Raw genomic sequence first — 14,945 nt, 5'->3', positions numbered from 1 at the left:
GCGGCCGCCGGTCGCGGCGGGTCCGGACCGGCGCGGAACCGGCGGGCGGCCGCGTGCGTCGGACGCTCCGGCCCGGCGCGCGCGCCGGGCCGGGCCGGAGCACCGAGCAGCGGAGGAGAGGACGGCGGATGACCGACACAGGGCTGAGCCGGCGCGGATTCGGCAGGCTCGCGGGCGGCGCCGGACTCGGCGCGGCGCTCGCGGGCGGGACCGTCCTCGGCGCCCCGGCGGCGCGGGCGGCGGAGCGGTCATGGCGCCAGGGCGGGACGTCGGCGGCCTCCCTCGCCCCGTTCGACACCACCATGAAGACGTTCATGCAGGAGCGCGGCATCCCCGCCGCCCAGCTCGCGGTGACCTACCGGGGCCGGCTCGTGTGCGCCCGCTCCTACGCCTGGACCGCCGACGACACGCTGCGGCCGGGCCCCACCGCGCTGTTCCGCATCGCCAGCCTGAGCAAGCCCGTCACCGCGACGGCCGTCCTGCTCCTCGCCGAGCGCGGCGCCCTCGATCTCGACGCCCGCGTGGTCGACCTGATCGACCTCACCCCGGCGGCCGGCACCGCCGACGAGCGCCTGCCCCGCATCACCGTCCGCCGCCTGCTCCAGCACCTGGGCGGCTGGGACCGCGCCATCACGCCCGACATCACCTACCGCGACGCCGAGGCCGCCCGCACGCTGGGCGTGCCGCTGCCGCTGAGCGAGCGGCAGGTCATCGCCTTCGGCGCCGGGTTCGCCCTCGACCACGACCCGGGGACGACCTACGCCTACGCCAACTACGGCTACCTCCTGCTCGGCGCGGTCATCGAGGCGGTCACCGGCGAGTCCTACGAGGCGTTCGTCAAGCGCGAGGTGCTCGCCCCGCTCGGCATCACCCGCATGCGCCTCGGCCGCTCCCTCGCCGAGCAGGCCGCCCCCACGGAGGTGCCGTACTTCTCCCAGTACAGCGCCCGCACCGTCCTGGACGACTCCGGGCGCACGGTGCCCCGCCCCTACGGCTCCTTCCGGCTGGAGACCCGCGACGCGGGCGGCGCCTGGCTGTCCTCGGCGGTCGACCTGGTGCGGTTCGCCGCCGCCTACGACGCCCCCGGCCTGCTCTCGGCCGACTCCCTCGCCGCGGCGTTCGCCGCACCGGAGACCGGTGTCAACGCCGGCGGCTGGTACTACGGCATGGGCTGGATGGTGCGCCCGGTCAGCGGGGGCGGCCGCAACACCTGGCACGACGGCAGCCTCGACGGCACCTCGACGCGGATGGTGCGCACCCACGACGGCAAGAGCTGGGCCGTGCTGTTCAACCAGCGCGACGACCCCTCGGGGCTGAGCTACTCGGCGATCGACGGCCTGCTGTGGACGGCCTCGCGCCAGGTGGAGTCGTGGCCCGCCCACGACCTGTACGACCGGTACTTCCCGGCCTGACGGCGCCGGGGCGGGCCGGCGCCCGCCCCGCTGCCGGCCGGACGCCTCCGCCGGCCGGGCGCCCCTGTCAGCCGGACGCCTCGGGGAACTTCGGGATGCCGCGGGCCTCGCGGGCGGCGGCGGCGACCTCGGCCGCGCCGGCGCCCGAGGCGGCGGTGACGGCCGCCGCCACCGCCCCCTCCACGAACGGCGCGTCCACGAGGACCGCGCCGGCGGCCGCGCCGTCCTCCAGGACCAGGCGCGCGGTGAGCACGGCGCTGCCGATGTCGGCCAGCACCACCACCCCCGCCCCGTGGTCGACGCGCGCGAGGGCGGCGCGCACGAGGTCGGCGCTGGTCCCGATGCCGCCGTCCTCGGTCCCGCCGGCGGCGGCCACCGCGCCGGGGTCCGAGCCGAGCTGGCCGAGCAGGTCGCACAGGCCTTCGGCGAGCCGCCGGCTGTGCGACACGAGGACGATTCCGACGCGTGTCTCCATGAGTGACTAGGCTACGGGGTACGCGTCCGGAGTGACGGGAGTCACGTGCGCCCCACGCGTCGTCCGGCCGGTGCGGCCCGCGGCGCCACCACCGAGGGAGTCCGACCATGAAGAAGTTCCTCAACTCCGCCGACTCCTTCCTCGACGACGCGCTCGCCGGCTTCGCCGCCGCCCACCCCGGGCTCTCCGTCGACCCCGCCACGCGCGTCGTCACCCGCGCCGGGGGCGCCGTGCCCGGCAAGGTGGGCCTGGTGTCGGGCGGCGGGTCCGGGCACGAGCCGCTGCACACCGGCTTCGTCGGCGCGGGCATGCTCGACGCCGCCTGCCCGGGCGAGGTCTTCACCTCGCCGGTGCCCGACCAGGTCCTGGCCGCCGTGCGCGCCGCCGACTCCGGGGCGGGGACGGTGCTGGTCGTGAAGAACTACACCGGCGACGTCATGAACTTCCGGCTCGCCGCCGAACTCGCCGCCGACGAGGGGCTGCGGGTCGAGACCGTGCTCGTCGACGACGACGTCGCGGTGCGCGACTCCACCTTCACCGCCGGGCGGCGCGGCACCGGCGCAACCCTGCTGGTCGAGAAGATCGCCGGCGCGGCCGCGGCGCGCGGCGGCGACCTCGCCGCGGTCGCCGACACCGGCCGGCGGGTCGACGCCGCGTCGCGGTCCTTCGCGGTGGCCCTGACCGCCGGCACCACCCCCGCGGCCGGCCGGCCCGGGTTCGACCTGCCCGAGGACGAGATCGAGGTCGGCGTGGGCATCCACGGCGAGCCCGGCCGGCGCCGCGAGAAGCTGCGCCCGGCGCGCGAGATCGTCCGGGGCATGGTCGACGCCGTCCTCGACGACCGGCCGGTCGAGCGGGGCCGCGAGGTCATCGTGGTGGTCAACGGGCTGGGCGGCACCCCGCTCAGCGAGCTCTACCTGGTGTACGGCGAGGTCGCGGCGCGGCTCGCCGACCGCGGCGTGCGCATCGCGCGCAACCTCGTCGGCGACTACGTGACCAGTCTCGACATGGCGGGGTGCTCGCTGACCGTGTGCACCGCCGAGGACGGCTTCCTCGACCTGTGGGACGCCCCCGTCGACACCCCGGCCCTGCGCTGGGGCGTCTGACCCGCCCGATCCGCCCCGATCCTGGAGGACCCGTGGACGCCGACCTCGCCCGCTCCTGGCTGGCCGCCATGGCCGCCGCCGTCACCGCCGAACGCGACCGGCTCACCGAACTCGACTCCGCCATCGGCGACGGCGACCACGGCGCCAACCTCGACCGCGGGTTCACCGCGGTGCGCGACGCCCTCGCCGACGACGGCTCCACCACCCCCGGCGAGGTGCTGGTGCGCGCGGGCGCCGCGCTGATCTCCAAGGTGGGCGGGGCATCGGGCCCGCTGTACGGCACGGCGCTGCGCGCGGCGGGCCGCGACCTCGCCGGGGCCGCGCCCGGACCGACCGAGGTCGCCGACGCCCTCACGGCCGGGCTCGACGGGGTGCGGGCCCTGGGCGGCGCCGCGCCCGGCGACAAGACCATGGTCGACGCGTTCGCGCCGGCCGTCGAGGCGCTGTGCGCCGGCGCGGCCGAGGGCGCCGACCTCGCCGCGGCCGCCCGGGCCGCGGCCGACGCCGCGGCCGAAGGGGCCCGCGCCACCGTGCCGATGCGGGCCCGCAAGGGCCGCGCCTCCTACCTGGGCGACCGCTCCACCGGCCACGAGGACCCCGGCGCGGCGTCCACCGCGCTGCTCTTCCGCGCCCTGGCCGACGCCGCCGACCGCGCGGGGGAGGCCCCGTGAGGAGCGTCGTCTACTCCCTCGGGGTGTCGCTCGACGGCTACGTCGAGGACCGCGACGGGGGCCTGGAGTGGTCGCGGCCCGACGACGAGCTGATGGCCTTCCACAACGAGCAGGCCCGGGCCTACGACACCTCGCTGTACGGCCGCGGCCTCTACGAGAACATGGCCGGGTACTGGCCGGCGGTGCGCGACGACCCCGCCGCCGGCGAGGCCGACCGCGAGTTCGCCCGCGTGTGGTGCGCGCTGCCCAAGGTGGTGTTCTCCACGACCCTGACCGAGGTCGGGTGGAACTCCCGGCTGGTCCGGGGCGACCTCCTCGGCGAGGTCGCCCGGCTCAAGGCCGAGCCGGGGGGCGACATGGACCTCGGCGGGCCGAGGCTGGCGGCGTCGTTCCTCCGGCTCGACCTGGTCGACGAGTTCCGGCTGTTCGTGCACCCGGTGGTGCTGGGCGGTGGTACCCCGCTGTTCCCGCCGCTGGAGCGCGGCTACGGGCTGGAACTCGTGGACACCCGGGTGTTCGGTTCGGGCGTGGTGTACCTGGCCTACCGGCGCCCCGCGGGCTGACCCGCCGCCGGCCGGCCGGCCGCCGGCGCCGCGTGCCGGGGGCCGTAGGTGAGGCGGCGCAGCGCCGACTCGGCCGGTCCGCGGACGCCGGTCCGGCGCAGCACGTCGGCGAGCACCACCGTCGCCAGCCACACCCCGACGCCCATCGCCACCGCGGCCGTCCCGCTGACGCGCACCGCGAGGTCGAGCACGTAGGGGGCGAAGAGCACGATCCAGGCGACGGACTGGAGCAGGTAGGAGGTCATCGACCGCTCCCCGCACGCGGCCAGCGCCCTGGCCACCGGGCCGCGCCGCGCGCCCATCCGGGCCGCGATCAGGGCGATGAGGGCGGCGTAGCCGAACCCGCCCGCGTAGCCGGTGAGCATGAACAGCCACCCGGTGGCCGTCGCCGCGCCGGTCCCGCCGGCCCACACGCCGGCCGAGATGAGCGCGTAGGGCAGGCCGCCGATGACGCCGACGGGGATGCCGATGGCCGCCGTGCGCACCAGCAGCGCGCGGTTGCGGTCCGGCGCGGTGAGGACGTCGCGGCGCGCCGCCCAGATGCCCACGAGGAACGGGAACACCGACGTGATGAGCAGCAGGGGCGCCATGCCCGGCCAGGTCATCGCCCGGGTGGCGATGTCGGTCAGGGGGTGCGCCAGGACCTGGGTGTCGCCCTCGACGCCGGCCACCAGCAGGTTGTTGACGACCGAGTAGAGGCCGGTGCCGGCGACGGCCCACACGGCGCCCCAGACGAGCAGGCGGCGGTCGGTGCGGACCAGCATCCCGGCGAACATCAGGGCGATCAGGCCGTAGACGGCGAGGATGTCGCCGAAGAACAGCAGCAGGGTGTGCAGGATGCCGAACACGAACAGCCAGCGCCCGCGGCGGCGGATCAGGGAGCGGGCGGCCGGCCACGTGTCGCCCCGGGCGGTCCGGCGCGCGTACACGCTGGCGAGTCCGTAGCCGAAGAGGGCGGCGAACATCGGGTAGCCGCGGCCCTCGCCGAAGGCGAGGACGACGACCGCGGTGGTGGTGTCGGCCAGGCCCGTCGGGGCGGCGCCGCCGTGGGCGAGGCCGTGCAGGATGTGCGCGTGGACGACCGCGATGACCAGCAGCATGACGCCGCGGGCGAGGTCGGGGGCGAGGGACCGCTCGGCGACGGTCAGGGCACCGGGGGGTGCCGCGGCGGATGAGGGGGGCATGCGGAGGTACCTTTCCGAGGGCGTCCGCGGAACGGCGGACGCGCGTTAAGAAACGCTTGCGTAGCTAAGATAGCATCATAAGAAACGGATGCGTATCTCAAGATGGGCATCTTAAGATACGAGAACGTATCCAAGGGGTGGCGGACGAGTGAATGACGACGGCGCGGCACGGCGGCCCGGCGCGACGCGGCGGCGCGGCGAGGAACTGGTGCGCGCCATCCACGAGGCGGCGATCGAGGAGCTGCTGGCGGTCGGCGTCGACCGCATGACGATGGAGGGCATCGCCCGGCGGGCGGCCACCGCCAAGACCTCCCTCTACCGGCGCTGGTCCTCGACGGAGGAGATCCTCGTCGACGCCTTCCTACGCGTGTTCCCGCAGGAGGAGCCCTCGCCGTCCTCCGACGACCTGCGCGGCGACCTGGTGCGGGCGCTGCGGATGATGCGCGACTGGATGTCCACCCTCGGGGCGCGCGCGGTGGCCGAGGTCGTGACCGCGCGCGACCGCAACCCCGAACTGGTCGAGGCCGTGTACTCCCGGGTCTTCGGCGAGCGCGGCGGCCGGTTCACCCAGACCGTCCTGTACCACTACGCCGGGCACGGCGCGTTCGACCCGGCGCGGCTCACCCCGGTCGTCCTCGACATCGGGGAGGCGCTCATCATCAAGCACGGCATGGACCACTCCCGGCTGCCCGACGACGCCCACATCGACGCCATCGTGGACCAGGCCATCCTGCCCGCGCTCGGCCTGGTGCCCGGGGCCGGCTGACCCGCCGCGCCCGGCCCCGCCCCGGCGAAAACCGCTTGCCCGCGCTCATATGCTGGAACCCGGTATGAAAACGTCGCCCGCCAGATCACCGCTGTCCGACCTCCGCGCACGCCTTTCGGGGCTGATGCTCACCGACCGGCATCGGCTGCGGCGGCGTATCGACGGTCTGCAGAAGATCGGCGACGACCGCCGCCGCGCGGCCGCCGTCGCCGAGGTCACCGAGGCGCTCGACCAGGCGCGGGCGCGCGTCGACCGCCGCCGCGCCGCCGTCCCGCGCATCACCTACCCCGACGCCCTCCCGGTGAGCCGGCGCCGCGACGACATCGCCGAGGCCATCCGCGACCACCAGGTGGTGATCGTCGCCGGCGAGACCGGGTCGGGCAAGACCACCCAGCTGCCCAAGATCTGCATGGAGCTGGGCCGCGGCGTGCAGGGCGCCATCGGGCACACCCAGCCCCGCCGCATCGCCGCGCGCACCGTCGCCGAGCGCATCGCCGAGGAGCTCGCCTCGCCCCTGGGCGAGGCCGTCGGCTACAAGGTCCGGTTCACCGACCACTCCGGCGACGACACCCTGGTCAAGGTCATGACCGACGGCATCCTGCTCGCCGAGATCCAGCAGGACCGGATGCTGCGCCGCTACGACACCCTCATCATCGACGAGGCCCACGAGCGCAGCCTCAACATCGACTTCCTGCTCGGCTACATCAAGCAGCTGCTGCCCCGCCGGCCCGAGCTCAAGGTCGTCATCACCTCGGCCACCATCGACCCCGAGCGGTTCTCCCGGCACTTCGGCGACGCCCCGATCGTCGAGGTCTCCGGCCGGACCTACCCCGTCGAGGTGCGCTACCGCCCGATCGACGCCGACCCCGCCGACGGCGCCGACCCCGACCGCCCCGGCGACGACCGCGACCAGGTGCAGGCCATCTGCGACGCGGTCGACGAGCTGCGCGGCGAGGGGACCGGCGACATCCTGGTGTTCCTCAGCGGCGAGCGCGAGATCCGCGACACCGCCGAGGCGCTGGAGAAGCAGCGCCTGGCCGACACCGAGATCCTCCCGCTGTACGCCCGGCTCTCCGCCGCCGAGCAGCACCGCGTCTTCACCGCGCACCGGGGCCGCCGGGTCGTCCTCGCCACCAACGTCGCCGAGACCTCGCTGACCGTCCCGGGCATCCGCTACGTCATCGACCCCGGCACCGCCCGCATCTCCCGCTACAGCCACCGCACCAAGGTGCAGCGGCTGCCCATCGAGGCCGTGTCGCAGGCGTCGGCCAACCAGCGCAAGGGGCGCTGCGGCCGCGTCGCCGAGGGCATCTGCATCCGGCTGTACTCCGAGGAGGACTTCCTCTCCCGCCCGGAGTTCACCGATCCGGAGATCCTGCGCACCAACCTCGCGTCGGTCATCCTGCAGATGGCCGCGCTGGGCCTGGGCGACATCGCGGCGTTCCCGTTCGTCGAGGGCCCCGACCACCGCCAGATCAAGGACGGCGTCCACCTGCTCCAGGAGCTGGGGGCGCTCGACCCCGAGGCGGCCGACCCGCGCCACCGCCTCACCCCGCTCGGCCGCAAGCTGGCCCAGCTCCCGGTCGACCCCCGACTGGGCCGCATGGTCCTCGCGGCCGAGGAGAACGGGTGCGTGCGCGAGGTCATGATCATCGCGGCCGCGCTGTCCATCCAGGACCCGCGCGAGCGGCCCGTCGACAAGCAGCAGGCCGCCGCCGAGATGCACGCGCGCTTCGCCGACAAGGAGTCCGACTTCCTCGCCTACCTCAACCTGTGGAACCACCTGCAGGAGAAGCAGCGGGAGCTGTCGGGCAACCAGTTCCGCCGGCTGTGCCGCACCGAGTTCCTCAACTACCTGCGCGTCCGCGAGTGGCAGGACATCTACGGCCAGCTCAAGCAGGTCGCCCGCACCATGGGCATCACGCTCAACACCGCGGCCCCCGACCCCCGCAACGTGCACATCTCGCTGCTGGCCGGACTGCTGTCGCACATCGGGCTCAAGGACCCCGAGAAGCACGAGTACCTGGGCGGCCGCGGCGCCCGGTTCGCCATCTTCCCCGGGTCGTCGCTGTTCAAGAAGCAGCCCCGCTACGTCATGGCCGCCGAGCTGGTCGAGACCTCCCGGCTGTGGGGCCGCATGGTCGCCCGCATCGAACCCGAGTGGGCCGAGCGCCTCGCCGGGCACGTCGTCAAGCGCACCTACAGCGAGCCCCACTGGGAGAAGAACCGCGGCGCCGTCATGGCCTACGAGCGGGTCACCCTCTACGGGGTGCCGATCGTCGCGCAGCGCAAGGTCGGCTACGGGACCATCGACCCCGAGGTGTCGCGCGAGCTGTTCATCCGGCACGCCCTGGTCGAGGGCGACTGGCAGACCCACCACCGCTTCTTCCACGAGAACCGGCGGCTGCTCGCCGAGGTCGAGGACCTGGAGCACCGGGCGCGGCGCCGCGACATCCTCGTCGACGACGAGACCCTCTTCCGGTTCTACGACGAGCGGGTGGGCGCCGAGGCCGTCTCCGCCGCCCACTTCGACACCTGGTGGAAACGCGCCCGCCGCGCCGACCCCGACCTGCTGTCGTTCGAGAAGTCGATGCTCATCAACGAGGGCTCGGCCGGCGTCAGCGAGGACGACTACCCCGACACCTGGCAGCGCGACGGCTTCGCGTTCCCGCTCACCTACCAGTTCGAGCCCGGCACCGAGGCCGACGGCGTCACCGTGCACATCCCGCTGAAGGTGCTCAACCAGGTGAGCGCCGACGGCTTCGACTGGCAGATCCCCGGGCTGCGCCGCGACCTCGTCACCGCCCTGCTGCGCTCCCTGCCCAAGCCGCTGCGCCGCAACTTCGTGCCGGTGCCCGACCACGCCGCCGCCGTCCTCGACCGGCTCACCCCCTCCGGCGAACCGCTGGCCGAGGCGCTCGCCCGCGAGCTGTCGCGCATCGGCGGCGAGCGGATCTCCGCCGGCGACTTCCAGCTCGACCGGGTCCCCGACCACCTGCGCATGACGTTCCGCGCCGTGGACGACCGCGGGCGCGCCCTGGCCGAGGACAAGGACCTCGACGCCCTGCGCGCTCGGCTCAAGCCCCGCCTCCAGCAGGCCATCTCGGCCGAGGCCCGCGACATCGAGAAGAAGGGCCGCACCGACTGGGACTTCGGGCCGCTGGAGCGCACGTTCGAGCGCCGCTCCGCCGGCCCCGCCGTCAAGGGCTACCCCGCTCTGGTGGACGAGGGCGCCGCGGTCGGCGTCCGCATCTTCGACACCGAGGACGAGCAGCGGGCCGCCATGCGCCGCGGCACCCGGCGGCTGCTGCTGCTCACCGTCCCCGACCCGTCGGCCCAGGTGCAGCGCCGCCTCGACATGCCCGCCAAGCTCGCCCTGAGCCGCAACCCGCACGGGGGCGTGCCCGCCCTCTTCGAGGACTGCCGGGCGTGCGCCGTCGACGCGCTCACCGAGCGTGCGGGCGGCCCGGTGTGGGACCCCGACGCCTTCGCCGCGCTGCGCGACGCCGTGCGCGCCGACCTCGCGCCCGCGCTGGAGGAGGTCGTCGCCACCACCGCCAAGGTGCTCGGCGCCGCACACCGCGTCGGCCGCTCGATCAAGGGCACCACCAGCCTGGCGGTGCTGCCGTCGCTCAACGACGTGCAGAACCAGCTCGCCGGGCTCGTCCACGCCGGGTTCGTCGCCGAGACCGGCCGCGACCGCCTGCCCGACCTCCTCCGCTACCTGCGGGCGATCGAGCACCGGCTGGCCAAGCTGCCCGAGAACCCGCGCCGCGATCAGGTGGCCGTCGCCAAGGTCGAGCAGATGCGGCTCGCCTACGAGAAGCTGCTGGCCGGGCTGCCGCCGGGCCGCGCCGACGACCCCGACGTGCGCGCCGTCCGCTGGATGCTGGAGGAGCTGCGGGTCAGCTTCTTCGCCCAGGAGGTCGGCACCGCCCAGCCGGTCTCCGAGAAGCGCGTCCTGCGGGCCATCGAGGCCGTGAAGGGGTGACCGGCCGGCCGCTGAGCAGGGCGTCCGCGCCGCGGCGCCCGGGTGGCGTTGATCACAGGCGGCGCCGGGCGCGCGCCGTCGCCGCAGGTCACCGCGCGGATACCGCGCGCATGCCGACCGGTTCGTCCGCCGGGCTCCGCAGAGCCCGACGGAGCCCGCTGATATGGCGTAGATTGCCGACTGCATAAGCATTTTGTGCTAGCGTGACCGCCGATTCGTTCATATCGAGGCGGTTGCTCCGGCGGTTCGCCCGTCGCGGCCGCGGTCACGCAATGCGATCGGTCTAACTCCCGCTCCCCGGCCTCCGGACACCGACCGGCCGCGGATCGAGCGGAGCGGCCCCGCTGCCGGTCAGTTCCCCCGCAGGCAAGGAGATGTGCTGTGGCGCACGCGCCATCACCGACTGGGCAAGGGAATCAGCCCCCGGCGCAGCCACCGGCTGGGCACCAAGGGGAGCACCCTCTCGCGCATATGATGCGCCCCGACCACGCCGCCCCGCCGCCGCCCCCTCCCGGGCGCTGGCAGCGGTTCCTCAACCGGCTGGGCCTCGGGCGCCAGGAGCGCCCGCCTGGGCGGATGACCGCCCAGGAGCTGTTCAACGAGCAGCAGCGGGTCTACGCCCAGCAGCTCGCGCAGCACCAGTACGCGCAGCAGCAGGCCCAGCACCACCACGCGCAGCAGCAGGCCCAGCAGGCCGGCTACGGCACCGTCCAGCAGCCCTACGGCGCCCCGCAGGCGCCGCACGGCTACTACCAGCAGGACCCCCAGCAGACCCAGGCGCACGCCGGCCAGCCGCAGCAGGCCGCCCCGGCGGCCCCGCAGTACGCCGTACCGGCCGTCCCGCAGCAGGCCGCGCCCGCCGCCGCACCGGCGGCCCAGGCCGTCCCCGCCGAGGCCGCCCCCGTGCCGGCCCCGGCCGCCGCCCCCGCCAAGGCCCCGGCGGACCTGGTCACCGGCACCCTCGCCGGGCTGGCGATGCGCGACCTGGCGCTGGTCGACTCCCTGATCGAGGTCGTCGAGGAGCTGGAGGACTCCAGCGAGGACCCCGAACTGCTGGAGAAGCTGTTCAAGATCGACAACCTCGCGACCCGGATGCGGCGCAACGGCGAGAACCTGCTGGTGCTCGCCGGGCAGGACAGCGGGGACACCTCCACCGAACCCGTCCCCCTGCTCGACGTCGCGCGCGCCGCGATCTCCGAGATCAGCGAGTACCAGCGCGTCCAGCTCGGCCGCCTGCCGGAGCTCTTCATCACCGGCGCCGCCGCCGACGACCTCAGCCACCTGCTGGCCGAGCTGATGGACAACGCCACCGACAAGTCGCCCGAGCACGCCCAGGTCGTCGTCAGCGCCCAGGCGATGTCCGGCGACCGGCTGCTCATCACCGTCGAGGACGAGGGCATCGGCATCCCCGCCGAGCGGCTCACCTCGCTCAACGCCCGCCTCAGCGGCGAGCCCGTGCTCGACGAGACCGTCATGCGGCACATGGGCCTCTACGTCGTCAGCCGCATCGCCCACCGGCACGGCGTCCAGGTGCAGCTGGAGGCCCGCGCCTTCCGCGGTATCAGCGCCCACGTGATCGTGCCCAAGGACCTGTTCGGTTCCACCGGACCGCGTGCCGCCGCCCCCCAGCCCGCCCTCCGTACCGCGCCCCCCCGGGTCGCGTCCGGTTCCTCCTTCTCCGGCGGCCCGGCGTACCGGTCGGCGCAGCCCGCTCCCGACGCGTCCCGGCAGGAGAAGAGCAGCGCCATGGACTCATCCGTGACAGCGGCGGGGCTGCCGCGACGAAGCGCGCACCGCAACACCGCCCCGGTGCCGATGCTGCCGACCGACGGCGCCCCCGGCACCGACGACGCCGCCCCGGCCGGCGGCGACGCGTCCCAGGACGATGACGGCCTCTCCCGGGCCGAGCGCATCCGCGCCGACCTCGCGGGCTTCGAGGAAGGCCAGCGGGAAGCGTCCGGCGATGAGTAGGACCGCGCCCCTGACCGACACAACCGAGATCTGGACGGATATGGACAACCGCTTGAGTGAGAGTGCCCGGAACTTCACCTGGCTCATCTCCAACTTCGTCTCCGAAGTCCCCGGCGTCGAGCACGCGGTGGTCGTCTCCTCCGACGGTCTGCTCCTGGCCGCCTCGCGCGACTTCCCCGAGCAGTACGCGGAGCAGCTCGCCGCGATCGCCAGCGGCCTGCAGAGCCTGGCCGACGGCACCGCGCGCATGTTCGCCAAGGGCGACACCGAGCAGCTCATCCTGCGCATGCAGCACGGCTACCTGTTCGTCATGTCCATCAGCGACGGGTCGTCGCTGGCCGTGCTGACCTCCGGGGACGCGGACATGAAGATCGTCGCCTACAAGATGACGCTGCTCGTCGAGAGCGCGGGCCACGCGCTCACGCCGCAGCTGCGCAACCAGTTGCGCGAGGTCATGGCACCGTGACCGGACCGGCCTTCCCCAGCACAACGCCGAGTTCCCTTCGTAGCCGGAAGAGGGTGCCACCGCAATGAGCATTCGCAGGAGAAGGGGCGCGCGGATCCGGCCCTACACCTTCACCGGTGGCCGCACCCGCTCCCGCCACCCGTTGATGGTGCAGACCCTGGTGTCCACCGCGGACACCAACGCCGCGGTCCCGGAGAACCTGCTGCCCGAGTCGCGGAACATCTTCGAGCTGTGCCGGGAGGCGCGCTCGGTCGCCGAGATCGCCGCCGAGCTCAAGATCCCCATGGGCGTCACCCAGGTGCTGCTGAGCGATCTCGCCGATCAGGGGCTCGTCTACATCCATCCGACCATCACGGGCCACAGTCCGTCGGAAAACCAAGTTCTCGAGAGGGCGCTCCGTGGACTCGAACGTCTCTTCCAGTAACCCGGGGCCGGCGCCGCTGGTCTCCACCAAGATCGTCATCGCGGGCGGGTTCGGCGCGGGCAAGACCACCCTCGTCGGTTCGGTGTCGGAGATCCCCCCGGTCACCACCGAGGCCGTGATGACCGAGGCGAGCCGGGAGCACGACGACACGTCGGCCACCCCCGACAAGGTCACCACCACCGTCGCCATGGACTTCGGTCGGCTCACGCTGGAGCAGGAGCTGGTCATGTACATGTTCGGCACCCCGGGCCAGGCGCGGTTCTGGTTCATGTGGGACGACATCGTGCGCGGCGCGGTGGGCGCGGTCATCGTGGTCGACAGCCGCCGGCTCGCCGACTGCTTCGACGCGATCGACTACTTCGAGAAGAACCAGACGATCCCCTACATCGTGGCGCTGAACCGCTTCGACGGGGAGCTGGGCTACACCGTCGAGGAGATCCGCGAGGCGCTGGAGATCGCTCCGGACATCCCCATCGTGGACTTCGACGCCCGCGACCGCCGGTCGTCCGGTCAGGTGCTGCGGCGCCTGCTGGAGTACACGCTGTCGCGGCCGAAGACGCCGCAGCTCGTCTGACGGCCGCGGCGGAGCGGCGCCCGGCACCCGGACCCCGCTCCACCCGCGCGAAGGGGCGCGCCGCGATCGCGGCGCGCCCCTGACGTCGTCCGAGGCGGGTCAGCGGGCCGCGACCGCCGTGAGCAGGCCGGCTGCGAGGGCCACCTGGTGCGGGGTGGCGCTGATCAGCACGTGCTCGTCGCGCGCGTGCGGGCCGGAGCCCGCGGCGCCCATCCCGTCGAGGACCGCGCGGCCCAGGGCCGACACGAAGTTGCCGTCGCTGGCCCCGCCCACGGCGGTCTGCTCCAGGTCGGCGCCCAGCCCGGCCGCCACCTCGCGGGCCAGCGCGAACATCTCCTCGGTGGCGGAGTTGGGGTTCATCGGCGGCCGGTTCCAGCCGCCGGACAGCTCCACCCGCACCCGCGGGTCGGCCGCGGTGAGCGCCGCGAGCCCGGCGTCGATCCGCGGCATCTCGGCGGGGTCCTGCACGCGCACGTCGATCTGCGCGGTGGCGTGCCCGGCCACGACGTTGCGGCCGGTGCCGCCGGAGACCACGCCGACGTTGACGGTGGTGCCGCGCTCGGGGGCGGCGAGGGCGGTCACCCGCGGGATCAGCTCGGCGATGGCGTGCACGGCGCTCGCCCCCGCCTCGGGGTCGAGTCCGGCGTGCGACTCGACGCCGTGCACCGCGAGGTCGAACAGGCCCATGCCCTTGCGCCGGGTCTTGACCCGGCCCGCCCGGCTCGGCTCCAGCACCAGCGCCAGGTCGGTGTCCGCCGCCGCCCGCTCGATGTGCGGGCGCGACGCGGGGCTGCCGATCTCCTCGTCCCCGTTGAGCACCCACCGCACCGTGGGCACGGGCAGGCCGAGTTCGCGCAGGGCGCGCAGCGCCCACGCGCCCTGGACGATGCCGGCCTTCATGTCGAAGCACCCCGGGCCGGTGAACCGGTCGCCCTCGACGGCGGCGGGCCACACCGCCAGGGTGCCGCGCGGCCACACCGTGTCGTAGTGGCACAGGAAGAGCACGTCGCCGGCGCCGGTGCCGGGGTAGACCGCCTCCAGCACGTCGCCGTACTCCCCGCCGGCGTGGCGCACCCGCTCGGCGGGCGCGCCCAGCCGCTCCACCAGCCACGCCTCGATGCCGTCCAGGCCGGCGTCGAGCAGGGCCTTGTCGTTGCTCGGGGTCTCCAGCTCCACCAGGCGGCGCAGGTCGGCGAGGACCTCGGGCAGGTCGCGGCGGGCGAGGTCGGCGATGCGGGCGAGGGCGGCGGGGTCGGTCACGGGGTCACTTCCTGGTCGCGGGGAACGGGGAGGCGCGGGCGGGGCGGGTGCCCCGCCCGCGCCGGGGCCGGTCGGCCGGGGG

General features: G+C 74.4%; 13 protein-coding genes. 10 read left to right on the top strand and 3 right to left on the bottom strand.

From position 1 onward, the window contains the following. Positions 1 to 128: 128 nt before the first annotated feature. On the top strand, positions 129 to 1,412 hold the full coding sequence (locus tag NT8_RS21660; protein ID WP_067972766.1) for a serine hydrolase domain-containing protein: 1,284 nt from the start codon (positions 129 to 131) through the stop codon (positions 1,410 to 1,412). A 67-nt stretch (positions 1,413 to 1,479) separates the two neighbouring features. Here NT8_RS21660 and dhaM read toward each other — a convergent pair whose 3' ends face one another. Further along, the gene (gene dhaM / locus NT8_RS21655) at positions 1,480 to 1,887 is read right to left on the bottom strand and encodes a dihydroxyacetone kinase phosphoryl donor subunit DhaM (protein WP_067972764.1); all 408 of its coding nucleotides are present in this window, start codon (positions 1,885 to 1,887) and stop codon (positions 1,480 to 1,482) included. A 107-nt stretch (positions 1,888 to 1,994) separates the two neighbouring features. Between dhaM and dhaK the strand changes: the two genes are divergently transcribed. From dhaK to NT8_RS21640, 3 genes are read left to right on the top strand one after another with little or no spacing between them, the layout of a single operon-like run. Beyond that, positions 1,995 to 2,993 carry a dihydroxyacetone kinase subunit DhaK gene (gene dhaK, locus NT8_RS21650; protein WP_067972761.1) on the top strand — a complete coding sequence of 333 codons (999 nt, stop codon included), beginning with the start codon at positions 1,995 to 1,997 and terminating at the stop codon, positions 2,991 to 2,993. Between the two features lie 32 nt (positions 2,994 to 3,025). Then, positions 3,026 to 3,664, top strand: a complete 639-nt coding sequence (gene dhaL, locus NT8_RS21645; protein ID WP_067972758.1) for a dihydroxyacetone kinase subunit DhaL — start codon at positions 3,026 to 3,028, stop codon at positions 3,662 to 3,664. Continuing rightward, positions 3,661 to 4,227: a dihydrofolate reductase family protein gene (locus NT8_RS21640; protein ID WP_067972755.1), complete on the top strand. Its 567-nt coding sequence runs from the start codon at positions 3,661 to 3,663 to the stop codon at positions 4,225 to 4,227. The genes dhaL and NT8_RS21640 overlap by 4 nt, the downstream gene beginning before the upstream one ends. On the opposite strand, the gene NT8_RS21635 is transcribed toward NT8_RS21640, so the two are convergent. Continuing rightward, the gene (locus NT8_RS21635) at positions 4,206 to 5,411 is read right to left on the bottom strand and encodes a DUF418 domain-containing protein (protein WP_067972752.1); all 1,206 of its coding nucleotides are present in this window, start codon (positions 5,409 to 5,411) and stop codon (positions 4,206 to 4,208) included. The genes NT8_RS21640 and NT8_RS21635 overlap by 22 nt on opposite strands. A gap of 148 nt (positions 5,412 to 5,559) precedes the next feature. Here NT8_RS21635 and NT8_RS21630 point away from each other — a divergent pair, with 148 nt between their 5' ends. The 6 genes from NT8_RS21630 to NT8_RS21605 all read left to right on the top strand — a co-directional run bounded on the left by NT8_RS21630 (position 5,560) and on the right by NT8_RS21605 (position 13,603). Continuing rightward, positions 5,560 to 6,177, top strand: a complete 618-nt coding sequence (locus NT8_RS21630; RefSeq protein WP_067972748.1) for a TetR/AcrR family transcriptional regulator — start codon at positions 5,560 to 5,562, stop codon at positions 6,175 to 6,177. A gap of 64 nt (positions 6,178 to 6,241) precedes the next feature. After that, complete coding sequence (gene hrpA / locus NT8_RS21625; protein WP_067972745.1) at positions 6,242 to 10,168, top strand: ATP-dependent RNA helicase HrpA; 3,927 nt, start codon at positions 6,242 to 6,244, stop codon at positions 10,166 to 10,168. A 471-nt stretch (positions 10,169 to 10,639) separates the two neighbouring features. After that, on the top strand, positions 10,640 to 12,139 hold the full coding sequence (locus tag NT8_RS21620; RefSeq protein WP_157515927.1) for a sensor histidine kinase: 1,500 nt from the start codon (positions 10,640 to 10,642) through the stop codon (positions 12,137 to 12,139). A 40-nt stretch (positions 12,140 to 12,179) separates the two neighbouring features. Further along, positions 12,180 to 12,605 carry a roadblock/LC7 domain-containing protein gene (locus NT8_RS21615; protein WP_067972739.1) on the top strand — a complete coding sequence of 142 codons (426 nt, stop codon included), beginning with the start codon at positions 12,180 to 12,182 and terminating at the stop codon, positions 12,603 to 12,605. 64 nt (positions 12,606 to 12,669) lie between these two features. After that, positions 12,670 to 13,029, top strand: coding sequence for a DUF742 domain-containing protein (locus NT8_RS21610; protein ID WP_084469167.1), 360 nt, complete (start codon positions 12,670 to 12,672; stop codon positions 13,027 to 13,029). Positions 13,030 to 13,045: 16 nt separating this feature from the next. Further along, positions 13,046 to 13,603, top strand: coding sequence for a GTP-binding protein (locus NT8_RS21605; RefSeq protein ID WP_067972773.1), 558 nt, complete (start codon positions 13,046 to 13,048; stop codon positions 13,601 to 13,603). Positions 13,604 to 13,702: 99 nt separating this feature from the next. Here the strand turns inward: NT8_RS21605 and NT8_RS21600 are convergent, their stop codons facing one another. Beyond that, complete coding sequence (locus NT8_RS21600) at positions 13,703 to 14,863, bottom strand: M20 family metallopeptidase (protein ID WP_067972738.1); 1,161 nt, start codon at positions 14,861 to 14,863, stop codon at positions 13,703 to 13,705. Between the last annotated feature and the right edge of the window lie 82 nt (positions 14,864 to 14,945).

This window comes from Nocardiopsis trehalosi NBRC 14201, assembly GCF_001552555.1.
GTDB classification, from domain to species: Bacteria; Actinomycetota; Actinomycetes; order Streptosporangiales; family Streptosporangiaceae; genus Nocardiopsis_B; species Nocardiopsis_B trehalosi.
This window is presented reverse-complemented; position numbering and strand designations above follow the sequence as displayed.